Origin of the sequence: Paenibacillus sp. PL91, from assembly GCF_012935325.2 — a bacterium.
Lineage (GTDB): Bacteria > Bacillota > Bacilli > Paenibacillales > Paenibacillaceae > Pristimantibacillus.
Genome location: NZ_JABBYG020000004.1, coordinates 360,880 through 381,249 on the forward strand (window position 1 = coordinate 360,880; position 20,370 = coordinate 381,249).

Sequence of the window (20,370 nt, forward strand, 5' to 3'; positions counted from 1 at the left end):
ATGGAGGGGTATAAGATGTATACAGAAAATGCATATCCGTTAACCGAGGCTCAGAAAAGAATTTGGTACACGGAAAGATTTTACCCAGGAACAAGCATCTCCAACATCGGAGGTAATATTAGCTTCAAAACAGAGCTTCCCTATGATGCTGAGCTCATGAAACGGGCTATCAATCATTATGTCCGTCTTCACGATACGATGAGACTCCGAATGATTAATGATCCCGGCAATGAGCCGACGCAGTATGTAGCAGATTATGCACCCTTTGAAGTGGAAATCGTTGATTTTTCTCAAAAGGCTAAAGCTGATGTGGAGCAATGGGCCAGTGATTTAATGCGATTGCCAATGCCCTTTTTTGAAACAGAGCTTTACTTCTTTGCAATTGCGATCACGGGTGAGCATGAGGGCAGCTTTTTCATAAAGATGAATCATATTTTGTCAGATGGCAACGGCATGGTAATTACAATAAGCGAGATTATCGACATGTATCTCGATCTCGTTAACGGGAGGGCCATAAGGGAAGATTCCCGTCCATCCTATCTGTCTTATATTCCAAATGAGCTTGAATATAAGCAATCGGATCGCTGGAACAAAGACAAACAATTTTGGAACGAGAAGTTCTCAACGTTGCCTGAATTTGTTTCCTTGAAGCCAACAGACAGCTATAGCATTCGGACAGAGGCTGAGCGGGAAGTAGTTGTTATACCTCCAGCGCTCGAGAGGCAAATTCGAGCTTTTTGCCAGACGAATAACTTAAGTATATTAACGTTGTTTTTATCCGTGCTCTATACATATTGCTATCGCATTACGGGACATGAGGATTTGGTGCTTGGTACCTTCTTCGCCAACCGGACGAGTGCGAAGGAAAAGGCGCTTCCTGGAATGTTCGTCAGTACGACACCGGTTCGTGCCCAGCTTTCGCCGGAGATCGATTTCCTCGCCTTCGCACGCAGCGTTCTGAAAGAGCAGACAGGAGTGCTTCGGCATCAGAAATATCCTTATAACATGATCTTAAGCGATATTAAATCTCGAAAACCCGATGTAAGCTCATTGTTTGGCCTGACGTTGGAATACATCGTAATGGGCTGGCAGGAAAAGGACGGCATCAGCTATGTGGCCGAGCAGCTCTTTTGCGGACATGAGCTGAATGACTTGTTCGTATCCGTTAAGGATCGATGGGATACGGGCGAGCTGCAGATGGTATTCGATTATCGCACAGAAATGTTCGCTCCTGAAGAAATACGGAATATAAGCCAGCACATGCTTTGTTTGCTCAATGATGCCGTATCAAACCCAAGTAAACCTCTTGGAAAATTAGAAATTTGTCCGCCAGAAGATGAGCGGCTCATCTTAGAGCAGTTTAACAACACCGATGCTGTATCGACTCCAGGATTAACGGCAATCGCTTTATTTGAGAAGCAGGCTGAACGCCTTCCAAATCAAATCGCAGTTAAGTTCGGAGAAGTCGAGCTGACTTACCGTGAATTGAACGAACGAGCAAATCGTTTGGCTCGGATGCTTATAAACAAAGGCATTACCCGCGATGATCGAGTAGCCATCCTGATGGATCGCAAGCCTCTTATAGTGGAATGTATTTTGGCGGTCTGGAAAGCTGGGGGCGCTTATGTACCCGTCGATCCCGCTTATCCGAATCAGCGAATGATTGACATGATCTCGGATTCGGGCGCGAGCTTCGTTTTGACAGAGTCAGCATTTGCGAGTGATGTGCTGCAGGAGCAGCTTTCAACACATGCTTTTTTATTGCTGGATGATGCGTATTCGGAGCTTCTAACATTCGGTATAACAAATCCAGAGGTTGAAATCATACCCGAGCAGCTGGCTTATGTCATCTATACGTCCGGTTCAACCGGAAAGCCAAAAGGAGCTATGCTGGAGCATGCCGGCATGCTTAACCACATTGAAGCGATGGTGGAAGAGCTGGGCATGGATGAAACATGCATCATGGCTCAGAATGCTCCGCATTGCTTCGATATCTCCGTATGGCAGTTTGTAACGGCACTTACGCTCGGCGGGACTACAGTCATTTATCCGAATGAGCTGATTTTGAATCTAAGAGCTTTTATTGCGCAGGTAGAGCAGGACGGCGTTACTGTGCTTGAAGTGGTCGTTTCATTTTTGTCAGCACTATTAGAGATGGAGCTTGAGGTTCGACTCACTGCAATGGAAAATCTGCTCGTTACCGGAGAAGCGGCGAAGTCAGACCTCGCCCGCCGATGGTTTGAGCGGTATCCGAACGTGAAGCTGATTAATGCCTATGGCCCGACAGAGGCATGTGATGATATTACCCTCCACATCATGGATAGTGCGCCAACCGGTGATGTTATGCCGATCGGAAAGCCTGTCCGCAATTTAAAGGTATATGTCGTTGATGGACATATGAATTTGCTTCCCATCGGCGTTATCGGTGAGCTTTGCGTTTCAGGGATAGGCGTTGGACGAGGCTATTTGAACGATGCGGAGAGAACGGCAAAAGTGTTTTTGGAGGATCCGTTTCGAATCGGTTCTGGCGTAAGACTGTATCGAACAGGTGATTTGGCAAGGTGGCTTCCGGACGGGAATTTGGAATATATGGGAAGAATCGATCATCAAGTCAAAATTCGCGGACATCGGATCGAATGCGGCGACATCGAGGTCCGTCTCATGCAGCATGAAGCGATTAAAGAAGTGCTGGTACTGGATCGCAGCGACTCGAACGGCAATAAGTATCTATGCGCTTATTTTACTGGAATGTGGCCGGTTGCTTCATCAGAGTTGAGGGAGTTCATTTCGTCGGACCTGCCTGGCTATATGGTTCCTTCCTATTTCGTACAGCTGGAAGCTTTCCCGCTTACTGCCAATGGCAAAATTGATCGCCGAGCGCTGCCGGAGCCGGCTTCTGAGCTTGGCGGGACAGCAGCCGAATATATCGGTCCAAGGAACGATGCAGAGCTGCTGCTTTCTACGATTTGGCAAAATGTGCTTGGTATTGACCGTATAGGCGCCCGAGACAACTTTTTTGAGCTTGGCGGAGACTCATTGAAGGCCATGGTTATTATGGCTAATCTTTATAAGCAGTCCCGTGTGGAGCTACCTTTGCGTGAATTGTTTGAAGCACCGACTGTTGAGGGACTTGCGATCAGACTTTCTCGTTATTTGCAGCAGCCAGGCACTATTCGCATGCAAGCGATTGAGCCGGTTTCGGAGCAGCAATTGTATGAGGTTTCCTCCGCGCAAAAACGAATGTATTTGCTTCATTTATTACAGGAAGGAAGTACAGCCTATAACTTGCCGGGCATGCTCTCCATCGAAGGGCCTTTGAATGCTTCGCGAGTACAGGAAGCGCTTGGACAGCTCGTTCAAAGGCATGAAGCGCTGCGCACCTCCTTTGTCGCAAAGGATGGAGTCCCTTTTCAGAAGGTGCATAAGCAGCTGGATTTGGAAGTGCCGATGATTGAAGCTTCCATCGAACAATTGCCTCGGATCTCGCGGGAGTTCATTCGTCCCTTCGATTTGAATGAGGCGCCGCTTTTGCGAGTCCTGCTGGTGAAGCTCGGCTGGGAGCAGCATGCATTATTGGTTGATATGCATCACATTATTTCGGATGGCGTATCCGTACAGCTGTTTCTGCAGCAATTTGGAGCCTATTATAGCGGAGCTCGATTGCCTGTGCTTGAAATACAGTACAAGGATTTCTCAGCTTGGCAAAATCGTATGCTGAGCAGCGAAACCATTAAGGGCCATGAGTCATACTGGCTGAAGCAGCTGTCGGGAGAATTGCCGGTTCTTGCTTTTCCTACTGATTATCCAAGGCCTATCGTGCAAAGCTTCGCAGGCGCTCGAATTTGGTTTTATGCAGAGACGGCCTTGAGCGATGCCATTCGCAAGCTTGCGTCTGACACGGGAACGACTACCTTTATGGTTATGCTCGCTGCCTATCAAGCCCTGTTGTTCAAGTACACGTGGCAAGAGGATCTTATTGTAGGAACCCCGATTGCAGGACGCTCGCTTGCCGAGGTGGACAGCGTATTCGGCATGTTCGTCAATACGCTTGGCATACGCGCGTTTCCAGAGGAAAATAAATCTTTCCAGCAATTTTTGCAGGAAGTGAAGGAAACGCTGTTTCAAGCTTATGAGCATCAGGATTATCCGTTTGACGCTCTTGTTGAGAAGCTTGAGCTCGGGCGCGACAGCAGCCGCAATCCGCTGTTTGATACGATGTTCGTTCATATGAATAACGATATCGTTGACATGGACGTTGATGGATTGCGGTTAAAGGTGAATGAGCTGGATGAGGATGTCGCCAAATTTGATTTGTTATTGGAGGCCTCCGAGCAGCCTGACCATATTCGCTTCAAGCTGCAATACGGCACTGAATTGTTTAAGAAGGAAACGATCGACAGGCTTTCCGTTCATTATTTGAACCTGCTTAAAGCTGTAACGTCTGCGCCTGATATCACACTTGGCAGCATCCAAATGATGAGTCATGAAGAGAAGCAGCTGCTGCTCTACGATCTTCATCCCGCAGCGGCGGTTTATCCGCAAACAGCAACAGTCGTCGCCTTGTTTGAGGAGCAGGCAGCAAAAACGCCTGACCATATTGCGGTTGCATACGATGGACAGGCACTTACCTATCGTGAGCTGAACGAACAGGCTAATCGTCTGGCGCGCACGCTGCGCGAGAGCGGAGTGACACGGAACAGTTTAGTAGCGGTCTTAGTTGAACGCTCCGAGAAAATGATCGTAGGCTTGCTTGCCATTATCAAAGCCGGGGGCGCGTATGTGCCGATTGATCCCGCTTACCCTGCTGACCGTATCAAATTCACGCTTCATGACAGCGGAGCAAGAGTGCTTCTCACTGAAGCAATCCATATCGGCCTAGCAGCGGAATATGATGGAATGATTATCGATTTGCTGGATGATGCCTGCTATGCGGAAGAAACGAGCAACTTGCAGCTGGTGAACGAGCCAGAGGATCTTCTCTATATTATTTATACGTCGGGTACGACAGGTCTGCCTAAAGGTGTAATGATCACGCATCGCAACGTCGTGCGCCTGCTTGTGCATGATCAGCTGCAATTTGAGTTTGGCGCGTCGGATGTGTGGACTATGTTCCACTCGTATTGCTTCGACTTCTCGGTGTGGGAAATGTATGGTGCGTTATTATTCGGGGGAAAAACGGTAATCGTGCCTAAGCATGTGGCACAAAATTCGGCGGAATTCGCCGAGCTGCTTCGTGAGGAGCGGGTCACCGTTTTGAATCAGACGCCAACTGCTTTCTATGCGCTTATCCATGATGAAATGAAGCGGGCTGACCAAGAGCTTTGCGTACGCTATGTTATCTTCGGCGGCGAAGCGTTAAGCCCCGCGATGCTGCGTCCGTGGCGCGAGAAATATAAGGCTACGAAGCTGATCAATATGTACGGCATTACAGAGACGACAGTCCATGTGACCTACAAGGAAATTGGAGATGCAGAAATAGCTGCAAATATAAGCAATATTGGGAAACCGATTCCTACGTTGACCGCTTATATTTTCGATAAGAACAAGCAATTGGCACCGATCGGCGTGGTCGGAGAGCTGTACGTTGGCGGCGATGGAGTAGCACTCGGTTATTTGAACCGCGATGAGCTGACGGCTGATCGTTTTATGATGAATCCGCATGTGCCTGGCGAGAGAATTTACCGTTCTGGCGACTTGGCACGCATGATGCCAAGCGGAGAGATGGAATACCTTGGCCGGATCGATCATCAGGTAAAAATTCGCGGTTATCGAATTGAGCTGGGCGAAATCGAATCTGTTTTATTGCAGGTACCGGATGTTAAGGAAGCGGCTGTGTTGGTCTCGAACGATGCGCATAACCAGAAAATATTAGTCGCTTACTATATAACCGACAGCCAAGCAAACGACACTCAGCTTCGCGCGTTCCTTTCCGATCATTTGCCGTCCTATATGATTCCGTCCTTTTTTATACAGCTTGATCGGATGCCTCTGACAAGCAATGGCAAGCTGGATCGCGCAGCGCTTCCTGCGCCGCAGAGAACTGCTGCTGCAGGAGAGGATCAGGTTGGTCCGCGCACACCGACGGAAGGGAAGCTTGCTGAGATTTGGAAGGAGCTGCTTGGCGCTGAATCGATAGGCGTTCATGACGATTTCTTCCATAGCGGAGGCCATTCCCTAAGTGCTGCAATGCTGGCAGCACGTATTTTGGCAGAGTTTAATGTGAAAGTACCTCTGCGTACGATCTTTAAACAACCTACAATTGCGGAAATTTCAGCCGACATTGATGAAGCCGCTAAGCAGGAAGTGCTGATGAAAACAGACGAGCATCCTGCCTTCCGCGCAATTGAGTCAGCGCCTTGGCGGAATGATTACCCGCTCTCCTCTGCACAGAAACGGTTATTCGTCTTGGATAGGCTGGAAGGGGCTCAGGCAGGAACCGCTTATAATTTGCCTGCTGCTATGCTGCTTGCTGGAGAGTTGAATCATGTGCGGCTGGAGCATGCTTTTGCCGAAATCGTCCGGAGGCATGAGTCGCTTCGCACCTCTTTCCGTCTTGAAAATGGAAATCCGGTTCAACAGGTACATGAGAATGTAAATTTCGCAATCCATTACATCTCTGTGGAGGAAGCGAATATTTCGCAGGCTGTAGAGAGCTTCATTCGTCCATTTGACTTGACACAGCCCTCGCTCCTGCGAGTATGCCTGGCTGCACTGTCTGAGGATAAGCATTTGCTGCTCGTCGATATGCATCATATCGTTTCAGATGGTATTTCGGTCGCTGTTATCATCGACGAGCTCATTCGTGGATATGCCGGAGAAGAGCTGCCGACACCTCGCTTGCAATACAAAGATTATGCAGTGTGGCAGCAAGGCTGGATAGATTCCGAGGAGTACAGCAATCAGGAACGATACTGGCTTGAAGCGCTGTCGGGTGAGCTGCCTGTATTGGAATTGCCTTGCGATTACACGCGGCCGCCTGTGCAAAGCTTTGAAGGAGATAGCTTCTCCTTCGAATTGGATGCTGAGTTGTCAGCGAGACTGAATCAATTGACCGCTGAGAGCGGAACGACTTTGTATATGCTGCTGCTTGCCGCCTACAAGTTGCTTTTGTTCAAATACAGCGGAACGGAAGATGTCATCGTCGGAACTCCGGTAGCGAACCGGACGCATGCCGATGTGAACAATATGATTGGCATGTTCGTTAATACGCTTGCTATCCGGAGCTATCCTAGCGCGGAACAGACATTCAATCAGTATTTGCAGCAAGTGAAGGAAAGTGCGTTAGAAGCCTTCGAGCATCAAAATTATCCGTTTGAAGAGCTGCTCGATAAGCTTGCGATTCGCAGGGATTTAAGCCGGAACCCGATTTTTGATACGATGTTCAGTCTCAATAACGTGGAAACCGTGAAGCTTGCGATGGACGGTATTTCTTTCGAGAGCTTGTCCGTTGACGAGAAGATTTCCAAGTTCGATATTTCGATGGAAGCCTTCGAAAGGAATGGGAAAATCGCGTTTACGGTAGAATATTGCACCCGGCTGTTCCGTGAATCAACGGCGAAACGATTTGCGGGCCATTTTGCTCAAATTGTTAAAGCAATAGCTATGCAGCCTGATATTCAGCTAGGTCATGTTGACTTGTTGACCGATGCCGAAAAAACGCAAATTATTCATTTATTTAATTTTACGGGAATGCCGTCTCGCCAAGGGGCAACAGCTATATCCTTGTTCGAAGAGCAGGCGCTGCGCGTCCCAGATCGAGTTGCCGTCCGCTTCGGTGAGGCAAAGCTGACTTATTCCGAATTGAACCAGCAGGCAAACCAGCTCGCTCGTCTGCTGATTGAGAAGGGCGTAGGCCGCGACGACCGCGTAGCGATCTTTATGGATCGAAAGCCTCTGATGGTCGTGTGCATATTAGCGATTTGGAAAGCAGGCGGGGCGTATGTGCCGGTAGATCCTGCATATCCGCTGCAGCGGATCACGGATATGATTGGAGACGCTGGGGCTAAAGTAATCTTGACAGAGTCGGTATTTTGCACCGATGAGCTATTAACCGTTTTGTCGAGACCGGCGTTTGTATGCCTGGATGCTGTCGCGGATTCACTTGCGTCGTTTGAGAGCAGTAATGTAGACCTCGAAGTTAAACCGGAGCAGCTGGCATATGTCTTATACACTTCCGGATCAACAGGCAAGCCAAAAGGCGCGATGCTTGAGCATGCTGGGATGTTTAACCACATAGAAGCGATGATCGAAGAGCTGTGGATGACGGAAGGCTGCGTCATGGCGCAAAATGCGCCTCATTGCTTCGATATTTCGGTATGGCAGTTTGTCACGGCGCTCACGATAGGCGGAACAACGGTCATCTATCCGGATGAGCTGATCTCCACGCCCAAAGCCTTTATATCGGCCGTTGCGCAAGACGGCGTAACCGTACTGGAAGTGGTCGTTTCCTTTATGTCAGCGCTGCTTGAGATGGAAATCGATGAAAAACTGCCTGCTTTGAAGCATTTGATCATTACGGGTGAGGCGGCTAAAGCGCAAACAGCCAGACAATGGTTCGAGCGGTATCCGCATATTAAGCTTGTCAACGCTTATGGTCCGACCGAAGCTGCTGATGACGTTACGCTGCATATTTTGGATATGGCGCCTGAGACCGACATTATGCCGATTGGCAAGCCGGTACGCAATATGAAGGTGTACGTGACGGATTCGGGTTTGAACCTGCTGCCAATTGGAGTGGTGGGAGAGCTATGTGTTGCGGGTATCGGAGTAGGGCGCGGCTATTTGAATGATCCAATCCGGACAGAAAAGGTTTTTATGGAAGACCCATTCCATGAAGTGAAGAGCAGATTATACCGTACGGGCGACTTGGCACGATGGCTTCCGGATGGAAGTCTGGAATATATGGGACGGATTGACCATCAGGTCAAAATTCGCGGTCACCGGATTGAGTGCGGTGAGGTCGAGGCCCAACTGCTCATGCACGAAGCCGTCAAGCAGGTTCTCGTTATGGACCGGAGCGATCATCGCAGTCAGAAATATTTATGTGCTTATTTCACCGCGGATCGGATGCTGGAGCCGGCTGACCTAAAGGCGCATGCAGCGTCGGCTTTGCCTGGCTATATGGTTCCTTCCTTCTTTGTTCAAGTGGAGCAATTCCCGCTTACGCCAAATGGGAAAATAGACCGTAAAGCTCTGCCTGCGCCGAGTGGCGATCAGCTCTTGGCTGAATATACGGCTCCGCGCAATGAAACGGAGCGAACGCTTGCCGAGATTTGGCAGAGCGTGCTTGGCGTCGACCAGATTGGCGTGAAGGACCATTTCTTCGAGCTAGGCGGTCATTCCTTGAAAGCGATGGTCATGCTGTCACATGTATCAAGCAGGTTTGGTGCGGATGTTCCCCTGCGCGAGCTATTTGCTTCCCCGACGATTGAAGGGTTAGCCCTTGCATTGAAATCGCAAGGCGTAGTAGGGAAAGCGGCTGACCATACTGCCATTCCGGCAGCGAGGAAGCAGTCTTTATATCCGCTTTCGTCTGAGCAGAAGCGTCTTTATATTCTTAGCCAATTCGAGGACGGCGGCAGTACGAGCTACCATATGTCCGATGCTTTGCGAATTGAAGGGCCGCTTGATAAGAAGAGATGGCTGGAAGCTTTCCGCAGCATCGTTCGAAGACATGAAATTTTGCGAACCTCTTTCCATACCATCGACGGTGAACCGTTCCAAATGGTCCATGACGAAATGGAGCTCGAACTGCCAATAAGGGAAGTTAAGGAGCATGAGGTAGACGGAATCGTTCAACAATTTGTACGGCCGTTCCAGCTTAATCAAGCGCCGCTATTGCGGGTAGAGCTCCTGCAGCTTTCCGATTCACAGCATATTATGCTCATTGACATGCATCATATCGTCTCAGACGGGGAGACGATTCGTCTGTTAGTCGATGAATTCATGAAGCTGTACAGCGGCGCTGAGCTTTCGGAGCTGAAGGTGCAATACAAGGATTTTGCGGTTTGGCAGCAGGAGAGGTACGCTTCCGACATATTGGAGCGGCAAGAGACCTATTGGTTAAATCAATTTGCCGATGGCGAAATACCAGTTCTTCAGCTTCCGGCTGATTATGCAAGGCCGCCTGTTCAAAGCTTTGAGGGCGACCGATTTGCTTTTGATGCTGGAGGGGAGCTTCTAGGCGCCTTGCAGCGGCTTGCGAAGGATACCGGAGCAACGATGTATATGATTTTGCTTGCGGCATACCACGTCCTGTTAAGCAAATATTCCGGCCAGAAGGATATCGTGATCGGCACGCCGGTTGCCGGCCGAACGCATGTCGATGTGCTGAATTTAGCCGGGATGTTCGTCAATACATTAGCAATACGTTCCAAGCATACGCCGGGCATGACGTTTTTGGAGCTGCTTGAGCAAGTAAGAGGCGTAAGCCTCGAAGCGTTCGAGCATCAGGAATATCCGTTCGAGGAGCTCGTTGACAAGCTGCAGCTGCAGCGTGATTTCAGCCGTAATCCTTTGTTCGATACGATGTTCAGCCATCAAATGAGCGATACGGAAGCGCTCGCGGTTAATGAGCTGACCTTCGTTCCTTATGAAATGGACAACCCTACATCCAAATTTGATTTATCGCTGGATGCGGTCGAGAACTCAAATACGCTTCATTTAGAGTGGGAATACAGCACAAAGCTGTTTAATAGGGAAACGATAGAACGCGCAGCTGGGCATTATATAGCGCTTGTGCAGGCAGCAGCTGCAAATCCACACGTACGCATAGATGACATTGACTACTTGTCCATGGAGGAAAAACAGCATTTGCTGCTGGATTTTAATGATACGCAGCGGAATTATCCGACAAACCTGACTTTCCATGAACAATTTGCGGTGCAAGCGAAGCTGACGCCTGAGCTTACGGCTGTTACGGCAGTTGGAATATCGCTGACGTATCTGGAGTTAAATGCGCGCGCCAATCGTGTTGCACGTGTGCTGCGCGGAAGAGGCGTTGGACCGGAAAGCATCGTTGGCGTTATGGTCGACCGTTCTGTTGATATGATCGTCGCGGCGCTGGGCGTTATGAAGGCCGGAGGAGCGTACCTTCCTATCGATCCGGAGTACCCGAAGGATCGAATCGAATATCTTCTTCAGGACAGCAAAGCGGGGATTGTGATCACTCAGCTCGGCTTGAGAGGGGCCGCCCAGTTGTCGGGAGATGTTCTCATAATGGAGGAGATGGAGGAAGCCGGCGGAGACGACTCGGATTTGGTCAATGTGGCGGCTCCGGAGCACTTGGCTTATATCATCTACACCTCCGGAACGACAGGCAAGCCGAAGGGGGTTATGATCGAGCATCGTCAATATATGAACGTCGCGTTAGCCTGGAAGGAAAAGTATGAGCTTGAGCAGTTCCCGGTAAGGCTTTTGCAAATGGCGAGCTTCTCGTTTGACGTGTTCGCAGGTGATATGGCACGCGCACTGCTGAGCGGCGGTCAGCTTATCATTTGTCCGAATGATATAAAGCTTGACCCAGCCTCTCTCTATGAGCTGATTCGCGAGCATGAGGTCAATATTTTCGAATCGACGCCGGCGTTAATCGCTCCATTGATGCAGCATATCTATGAGAATGGCCTGGATGTCAGCTTTCTCAAGCTGCTTATCCTAGGGGCGGATAGCTGCCCAATCGTAGAATTCCATAAGCTGTTAACCCGTTATGGCAGCCAGATGCGCATCATCAACAGCTATGGCGTGACGGAAGCGGCTATTGATTCTAGCTATTACGAGGAGCCGCTTCACAAGGTGCCGACAGCCGGAAATACGCCGATCGGCAAGCCGCTTCCGAACATGTCCTATTACGTACTTGATTCTGCTATGAAGCTGCTTCCGGTCGGTGTGGCTGGAGAGCTTTACATCGGCGGCGCTGGTGTAGCGCGCGGGTATTTTGGACGCGAGGATTTGACTGCGGAGAAATTTGTAGATAATCCGTATGTGCCGGGAGGCAGGCTGTATCGAACAGGTGACTTAGCTAACTGGATGCCTGACGGCAATCTGATGTTTCTTGGACGTGATGACCATCAGGTCAAGGTGCGCGGATACAGGATCGAGCTGGGAGAAATCGAAGCTTGCTTGCTGAAGCATCCTGATATTCGCGAGGCTGTCGTTATGGCTCATGAGGACGCTTATAAACAAAAATATTTATGTGCTTATATCGTGAGTACAAGTGAGCCGACGCTTAATGAGCTTCAGGCCCATTTAATCGCAGAGCTGCCGGTATACATGGTACCGTCACAGGTTGTTCTGCTCGAGAGAATGCCGCTCACTCCAAACGGTAAAATCGACCGCAAGGCGTTGCCGGGTAGAGCTGGGAACCAGCTTAAATCGACGGAATATGCTGCGCCATCCACTGCAACTGAGAAGCTGCTTATCGAGGTGATGGAGCTTGTTCTTGGCACGGCTGATATCGGTGTGAACGATGATTTCTTCCAAATCGGCGGACATTCTCTTAAAGCGATGACGCTAGTCTCGCATATTCATAAAGCTTTCGGTATTGCCATGCCGCTCCGAATCGTATTTGAAGCGCCGACGACAGCGCTGATGAGCAAGTACATCGATGCTGCTAAAGAGAGCTCTGGCCCACGATTCACCGCAATCGAGCCGATTGAGCTTCAAGAATCCTATGAGCTATCGTCCGTTCAGAAGCGCATGTTCATCCTGAACCAAATCGAAGGAACGGGCACCAGCTACAATATGCCGGATGCGATGATTATGGAAGGCAGCATCGAGCCAGCTCGAGTAGAAGAAGCGCTCAGGAAGCTCATTCGCCGCCATGAATCGCTGCGAACATCCTTCCATATGCAGAGCGGAAAAGCGTTCCAGCAGGTGCATCCAGATGTTGAATTCCACGTTGAGTTCTCGGAAGCGCTGCATGCATCCGAGGATGAGCTGGAACGGTTAACGGCTGATTTCGTACGGCCGTTCGATCTTGGCCTTGCACCTCTAATGCGAACAGGCCTAGTAAAGCTGTCCGAGGATCGCCATCTATTCCTCTTCGATGTGCATCATATTGTGTCTGACGGCGTGTCGATGGGAATTATTTTAAGCGAGTTTGCAGCCTTGTACGGCGGTGAGGAGCTGCCGGAGCTGAAGCTTCAGTATAAGGATTTCGCCGCTTGGCAAAATCGTCAATTCACGGCTGAATTTTTAGGCGAGCAGGAATCTTATTGGCTGGAGTCGTTGTCAGGCGAGCTGCCTGTTTTGGAGCTTCCGACGGATTATGCTCGCCCTGCAAAACAGAGCTTCGAAGGCTCGCGTGTAGCTTTCGGCTCAGGCAAGCAGCTTCGGGAAGAGATGAGCCGCCTCGCAGCAGAAACGGGAACAACGCTGTATATGGTGCTGTTTACGGCATACAATGTGCTTCTTGCCAAATACAGCGGACAATCCGACCTCATCGTGGGCACGGCGACAGCTGGCCGTTCGCACGCGGATCTGGATGGAATGGTAGGCATGTTTGTCGGTACTCTCGCTCTGCGGACAGAGATCGATTCGGAGCTTACGTTCCGGGATTTACTCATGAACGTAAAAGCCCGCATGCTTCAGGCTTATGAGCATCAGGACTATCCGTTTGACCAGTTGGTTGAGAAGCTTGAGGTAAAACGAGATTTAAGCCGTAATCCTGTCTTTAATACGATGTTTATTTTGCAGAACACGGATGAACAGCGTTTTCAGCTGGAGGATATTAAGCTTCTGCCTTTCGAAGCGAAGGAGACCATGACGAAGTTCGACCTGACGCTGGAGGCGACGGAGACGCAGGACGATGTTGCGTTCGTGCTTGAATACAGCTCAAAGCTGTTTAGTCCAAGCACGATAGAGCGGATGTCGGAACATTTGATAGAGCTGATTCGATCGGCTATGCTGCAGCCGGATAGGAAGGTAAGCGAGCTGAGGCTGCTTTCCGAGGATGAGGAGCATCGTTTGATCCATGAATTCAATGATACGGCGACCGCCTTTGATGCAGATGCAAAGCTATTGCATGAGTTAGTGGAAGCGCAAGTGACAAGGTCTTCGGAGCTTCCCGCCATCATTGTCGGCAATGAACGCTTGACCTACCAGGAATGGAACGGGAGGGCGAATCAGCTTGCTCGCTCGCTTCGCACCAGAGGAGCGGGTCCAGATCGTACGGTTGCTATTCTAGCAAATCGATCAGTAGAAATGACTGTCGCCATCCTTGCGGTGCTGAAGTCTGGAGCGGCCTATGTGCCGATTGATCCGGACTATCCGCTGGACCGAATTCGCTACATGCTGGAGGACAGCGGCTCAAGCCTGCTGCTGACGCAAGGAGCGCTTCCGAGCGGCATCCCATATCAGGGAATAACGATCGATTTGCTTGACGCCAATTCCTATAGTGTTGACGATTCGAATCTTAAGCCGGTGAACAGACCGGATGATTTGGCCTATGTGATTTACACTTCCGGAACAACCGGACGTCCAAAAGGGGTCATGATCGAGCACCGCAGCATCGTGAATACGATTGCTTGGCGGACAGAAGAATACCGCTTTAGCTCTGGCGACCGTGTTCTGCAGCTGCTTTCTTATGCATTCGATGCTTTTGCAGCCAGCTTCTTTGCTCCTATGGCTGCTGGCGGAACCTCCGTTATCGCAAGAGACGAGGAAGCGAAGGACCCGCTTGCATTGAAAGGCTGCATAACGAGCCATAGAATCACTCATTTCAGCACCGTGCCAAGCTTATACGCGGCGCTGCTCGATCTGCTAAGCGATAAGGAAGCCGCGCTCCTTAAGGCGGTCACGCTTGGAGGAGAGAACGTCCCAATCAGCCTGATCGAGAAGAGCATCGCTTTGAATGATCAGCTGCATCTGTTAAATGAGTACGGACCAACGGAAAACAGCGTCATCACGACGATTGAGAGCGGACTTCATCCGAGCAAGCGGGTCACGATTGGCCGTCCGATCGCAAATACCCGTGTCTATATCGTAGACGCTCATATGCAATTGCAGCCGATCGGCGTATTTGGCGAACTATGTATCGGCGGCACCGGTCTTGCGAGGGGCTACTTGAACGAGCCGGAAATGACCGCTGCAAAGTTTGTGACGAGTTCCGTTGCCATTGGTGAAAGAATTTACCGAACAGGAGATATGGCGCGTTGGCTTGAGGACGGAACGATTGATTTTGCCGGAAGAATGGATCATCAGGTTAAAATTCGCGGCTACCGGATTGAGCTCGGTGAGATTGAAGCGAATCTGCTGAAGCTGAAAATGATAAAAGAAGCAGTCGTCATCGCCCGAGACGATGACGGCGGTCAAAAATATTTATGCGCGTACATCGTATCGGACGACGAGCTAGCAGTTCTTGACGTCAGGTCGTATATGGCGCAGGAATTGCCAGGCTACATGATTCCTTCCTATTTCATTCAGCTATCGCAGCTCCCGCTTACTCCAAACGGCAAGCTTGATACGAGAGCGCTGCCTGCCCCTGATCTTGAGCAGCTAGGCAGTCTTGACTATGCAGCTCCGGCAGATGAGCTGGAGGAGAAGCTGGCAGTGATGATTCAAGAGCTGCTGCAGCTTGAGAAGGTCGGAATGTCAGATCATTTCTTCATGATTGGCGGGCAATCGTTGAAAGCGATGCAGCTCGTCGCTCAGTTGTACCGGGAGTTCAAGGCAGAGGTGCCGCTGCGCATTATTTTCGAGAGCGTCGCGATTAGGGATATAGCCGATTTCATACGGAAGAGTGCCTCATCGGAGGAACTAACGCTTCAGCCTGTACAGCCGAGAGCAAATTACCCGCTATCGTCAGCTCAGAAACGGTTGTACGTGCTGGATCAGTTGGAAGGACCGGGAACCGGCTATAACATGCCGGGAGTGCTTCGTCTGCATGGGCCGCTTAACGGCAGCAGGCTGGAAGCCTCGTTCCAGCAGCTTGTGCAGCGTCATGAATCGCTGCGTACGACGTTCCATACAGTCGAGTCCGATCCCGTACAGATCGTACATTTGAACGCCGAGCTGCATATGGAATGGATGGAAGCCGGGGAAGCGGAAGCGATATCGCTTATTGAGTCTTTTGTAAGGCCGTTTGATCTCAGCAAGGCACCGCTTCTGCGGGTGGGTCTTATTAAGCTTCAAGAGGATGAGCATTTGCTGCTGTTCGATACGCATCATATTATATCCGACGGGATTTCCATGAATGTGCTTATTTATGAGTTTACTCAGCTTTATCGCGGTAATGAGCTAGCGGAGCTAAAGGTCCAGTATAAAGACTTTGCGGTCTGGCAGCACGGCCTGTTCGAAGCTGGTGTGATGCGCAAGCAGGAAGCCTATTGGCTGGACCGCTTCGGTGATGAAATTCCGGTGCTGGAGCTGTCTACCGATTTCCCAAGACCGGCTGTACGCAGCTTGGAAGGCGACTATTACGATTTTGAGACGGATGAAACATTGCTGAACGAGCTGAAGGAGCTGGCGTCAGCTACGGGAACGACGCTGTTTATGGTCCTTTTGGCCGCTTATAACGTATTTTTGGCGAAGTATACGAATCAAAACGACATTGTCGTGGGAACTCCGGTTGCCGGCAGAACGCATGGCGATACGGAAGGTTTAATCGGGATGTTCGTAAGCACGCTCCCGATGCGCAATCGGCCGGAAAGCGGGAAGACGTTCCTTCAGTTCCTAAACGAAGTGAAGCAGAATGCCTATGAAGCATACGAGAACCAGGATTACCCGTTCGAATCGATGGTGGAGAAATTGCAGCCTTATCGCGATCTAAGCCGAAATCCGCTATTCGATACGGTCTTTATTTTGCAAAACATGGATCGTGAAACGCTTGAAATCGAGGAAATGACGATCGAGCCGTATGCATATGAGAATAAAATCTCAAAGTTCGACCTGGCGCTTGCCGCCGTGGAGGAAAAAGATGGGCTCTCGCTCAGCTGGGAATATGGCACTTCGTTGTTCCGCACAGAAACGATAGCGAGGATGGCTAACCATTTCGTTCAAACGCTTCGCGAAATAACGCGGAACCCGAGCAGCACGCTCGCGCAGATCGATATGCAAGGTGACGCTGAGAAGGAGCGGATACTTGTCGAATTTAACGCTGCCGAATCGATACATTCTCCGGCAGATACGCTTCACGGGCTGTTCGAGCTTCAAGTGGAGTCGGCGCCAAGCCAAACTGCGCTGTCGCTCGGATCGGAACGGATGACCTACGGGGAGCTGAACTCGCGGGCAAACCGATTAGCCCGGACGCTGCACGAGCGCGGAATTGGGCCGGAATCGGTCGTCGGCATAATGGTCAATCGTTCATTTGAGATGATTGTCGGCATACTTGCGGTGTTGAAGGCGGGCGGCGCATATATGCCGATTGATCCTGCCTATCCGGCAGAGCGTATCGCTTTCATGCTGGAGAACAGCGATGCCGCTTTCGTATTGTCCGAAGCCGCTTTTATTCCAGCATTAGCTAATGATAACTCAGCTGTATGGCTGGATCTATACGATGAGACGCTATATTCGGATGACGGGTCCAATCTGATCTCTGGCAGCCATGCAGGCGATCTAGCTTATATCATCTACACGTCAGGAACGACCGGCAAGCCGAAGGGTGTCATGATCGAGCATCGGAGCATTACCGGCAATATCTGGTGGCGCAGCATGGCGTACGGCTTAACGGCAGCAGATCATGTATTGCAGCTGTTCTCCTTTGCTTTTGACGGTTTTATTACGAGCTTTTTTACGCCGATTGTATCTGGTTCAACTGTCGTATTGTTAAGCGAAGATGAAGCGAAAGACCCTGTAGCGATCAAGAATAAGATTGTGGAGCATGGCGTCACTCATTTCATCAGTGTTCCGAGCTTGTACGCAGCGGTGCTTGAGTGCTTAAGTCCGGAGGAAGCGGCAACAATACGCATCGTTACGCTGGCTGGCGAGCGAGTGACTGACAAGGTCATTTCGCTTAGCAAATCCATTAACGACCGGATTGAGCTGATCAATGAATACGGTCCTACGGAAAGCAGCGTCGTCGCCACCATCGAACGAGATTTGCAGCCGGGAAGCCCGATCACTATAGGCCGGCCAATCTCCGGCACCCGCATTCGCATCCTCGGTGCGGACGGTCAAATCGCACCAATCGGGGCGATTGGCGAGCTCTGCATTGCTGGCGATGGACTAGCACGCGGCTACGTTCGCTTGCCGGAAATGACAGAAGAGCGCTTTACCGTTGATGCCTACGCCGATCAGCCTCATGCGCGCTTGTACCGTACGGGTGATGCGGCACGCTGGCTCCCTGACGGCAGAATTGACTATATCGGAAGAATAGACGATCAGGTTAAGATTCGAGGCTACCGAATAGAGCTTGGTGAAATCGAGGGAGGTCTGCTGCAGCTGAGCTATTTGAAGGAAGCGGTAGTGGTAGCTCGAGACGATCATGGCAGCAGCAAGTATTTAATCGCTTATGTAACGGCGGATTCGGAAGTGGGGCAAGCCGCAATACGAGACGAGCTGTCCCAGCTGCTTCCAGATTACATGCTGCCATCCTTTATCGTTCAGCTTGATCGTCTTCCGGTTACTCCGAACGGCAAGGTAGATCGCCGTGCTTTGCCTGATCCTGATCGCGCAGGCGGTACAGCTGATTCTTATCAGGCGCCAGAAAGTGAGAAAGAGCAAATCTTAGCCGAGATTTGGCAGGAGGTGCTTGGCGTTGACCGCGTAGGTACGCAGGATCACTTCTTCCAGTTAGGCGGAGATTCCATTAAAGCGATTCAGGCTGCGGCAAGATTGAACAAGCATGGTTTGCGTTTCGAGGTACGCGACCTGTTCCGCTATCCGACCATTGCAGAGCTGAGTCAACGTCTGATGCTGACAGATCGAGTGATCTCGCAGGCGGCAATTGAAGGCGAGGTGCCATTAACTCCGATTCAGCATTGGTTTTTTGAAAACAGCTTTACCGATCAGCATTACTGGAATCAAGCGGAGCTGATTTATAGGCCTGAAGGATTTGATGCTAATATGCTTCATCAGGTGTTCGTAAGGCTGACGCAGCATCATGACGCTCTGCGATTGCGATTTGCCATCGACGACGGCAGCGGAACAGTGAAGCAGCATAACGCAGGCACGGAAGGCGAGCATTTTACGCTGGAGACATTCGATCTTCGAGGCCGGACGAAGGAGCAAATTCAATTAGCGCTATTGCAAGCTGCGAACCGGATTCAGAGCAGCATGAATCTGACGGACGGACCGCTCGTTAAGCTCGGCCTGTTCCGTACCGATGATGGTGACCATCTGTTGATCGCTATCCATCATTTAGTCGTTGACGGTGTGTCCTGGCGTATTTTGTTCGAGGACATAGAGGAAGCCTACAGGCAAGCCGAGCAAGGACAGGAAATCGTATTCCCGGACAAAACTGACTCCTACCGTTATTGGGCTGAACAGCTTGAAATTTACGCTGGCAGCGAACGGCTTCGGAGCGAAGCGTCCTATTGGAGCAAGCTTGGACAAACGGCTGTTGCAAAGCTGCCCAAGGATAGGCTATCGGCCGACAATCGCGTGAAGCATATGCGCAGCGTTGGCAGGGAGCTGACGCAGGAGGCAACTGGACAGCTATTGAAGGGCGCACATGTTGCATATAGAACGGAGATCAATGATCTGCTAATGGCTGCACTCGCCTTGGCATTGAAGGACTGGAGCAAGGGAGATGCGTTCGCGGTCAATTTGGAAGGGCATGGACGCGAGGCGTTTACCGAGAAGCTGGACATTACGCGTACAGTCGGCTGGTTTACATCGCAGTACCCCGTCATCCTCGATGCGAAGCATGAAGATGATTTGGGCTATCTCATTAAGCTGACGAAAGAAACGCTTCGTAAAGTGCCAAACAAAGGACTGGGACACGGCATTTTGAAGTATATGTATGATCAATCGCAGCTCGTTGAACGGAAGCCGGAAATTTCCTTCAATTATTTGGGACAGTTCGATGTAAATTCCGAAGGCGGCAGCAGTATGAAGACATCCCCTTATGATACCGGCTTGCCGTTCAGCATGGAGTCGGAGCGTACGGTCTCGCTCGATGTGACGGGACTTGTATATGAAGGCAAGCTTAAGCTGGAGCTACACTACAGCGCTGGAGAGTACGAGCCTGAAACAGCTGCTGGATTGATCGATCTGCTCATGAGTCGTTTGCTCGAAATTATTGAACATTGTGCAAGCCGAGAAACGCAGGAGATCACGCCTAGCGATCTAGGCGATGACGAGCTGACGCTTGAGGATCTTGACAGTATTTTAGAATCTATTGAATGGTAATCCGAAGCCGCGAATCCTCCAGCAGACATCGATTTGCTGGGGGACAACCGGCTGTCTTCCGGAATGGAAAAGACGGTTAAAGCG

1 protein-coding gene is annotated in these 20,370 nt (G+C 50.4%); it reads left to right on the plus strand.

Annotated elements, in window-relative coordinates; all coding sequences use genetic code 11:
* Positions 1–15: 15 nt before the first annotated feature.
* Positions 16–20,286: a non-ribosomal peptide synthase/polyketide synthase gene (locus tag HI950_RS12820; RefSeq protein WP_169082370.1), complete on the plus strand. Its 20,271-nt coding sequence runs from the start codon at positions 16–18 to the stop codon at positions 20,284–20,286.
* Positions 20,287–20,370 lie beyond the last annotated feature (84 nt).

What these genes read in the sequence shown, in the direction of transcription:
- HI950_RS12820 (WP_169082370.1), top strand. Translation starts at nt 16, where the DNA reads ATGTATACAGAAAATGCATATCCGTTAACCGAGGCTCAGAAAAGAATT.